Source organism: bacterium (assembly GCA_030655055.1).
GTDB lineage: Bacteria > Edwardsbacteria > AC1 > AC1 > EtOH8 > UBA5202.
In genome coordinates this window covers 1-1,063 of record JAURWH010000206.1, presented here as the reverse complement: position 1 = coordinate 1,063, position 1,063 = coordinate 1, and the positions used below count along the sequence as shown (strand labels likewise).

General features: G+C 55.3%; 2 protein-coding genes. Both read left to right on the top strand.

Annotated features, from left to right (window positions below; all coding sequences use genetic code 11):
- A partial coding sequence (locus tag Q7U71_09660; protein MDO9392024.1) for a 4Fe-4S dicluster domain-containing protein occupies positions 1-254 on the top strand: 254 nt, incomplete at its 5' end.
- On the top strand, positions 251-844 hold the full coding sequence (locus Q7U71_09655) for a hypothetical protein (GenBank protein ID MDO9392023.1): 594 nt from the start codon (positions 251-253) through the stop codon (positions 842-844). The genes Q7U71_09660 and Q7U71_09655, both read left to right, overlap by 4 nt.
- Positions 845-1,063: the final 219 nt, after the last annotated feature.

Here is a 1,063-nt window from a genome sequence, read left to right as displayed (position 1 = left end):
TCAACTGCACCAACTGCAAATACTGCCTGCCCTGCCCGTCCGGGGTCAACATCCCCCGCAACTTTGAGCTTTACAACGACGGCTACCGCTACGGGAATTTCGGGAACCCGGCCTTCTTCTACTGGAACTGGTTCAAACCGTCGGAACGAGCCGAGAACTGCATCAATTGCGGGATCTGCGAAAAGAAATGCCCCCAGGGGATACAGATCCGGGCCGAGCTGAAAAAGGTAAGGGAGGCTCTGGCCAAAAAATGAGGCGCTTTTTCCTAACAGCCTTTTTGTTGTTGCTGACAGCCTGTCTGGGTTGCACCTATCACCCGGACCTTAAAAAAGATTTTCAGATGTGCCTGGACGGCTCCAAGTTCGTCTGGGAATCGGCCCCGGCAGTGGGTTACATCTACGGCGGACCGGAGAGCGTGCTGGAGGGGCCGGCTACAATCCGCGTGATCCTTCCCAACATCGGGCCCAGCCGGCATCCGATGCCCGGAATGGAGATCATGTTTGATGAGGATCTCTTTGCCGACAGCAGCCAGGTCACGGTTTCCGGCAGATCATATCCATTTTTGGTGGATCTCCGTCCTTCATTCCGCCCCATGGGAAAAGGCGGGATGCTGGTGGGTTACACCTCGCACGATCCAAGGGCCGCGGTCACCATCAGGATCGACCGGCTTGACGCAAGGCCTTATGGGATCGTGGAAGGCAAAATAATATACGCCAAGCTGTGGGGCTATTACTACGATTTCGAGAGCGGAGAGCTGACCCGCCCGCCCAAGCCGATGATGCTGGAGATCTGGAACTGGCCGTTCGGGGCCAAACTGGAGCAAAAGTATCCGGGGGACGAGTGACCCTTCGGCTTGCAGGGCAAGGTGGCCTATCTCAGGGTGACAAGGGCAGTGTCATTCTGAGGTTGGCCCCGTGCTTGACAGGTTGAAGAATCCGTTGGTTTGTCAAGCCGGGAGCATGTCTTTGAATGACGTTTGATAATAATGAAGCATAAGAATATATACCACTTGGTCAAAGACCTGGATCTCAAGACCATAGAGCAGAAGCCCACCCGCTTCGGC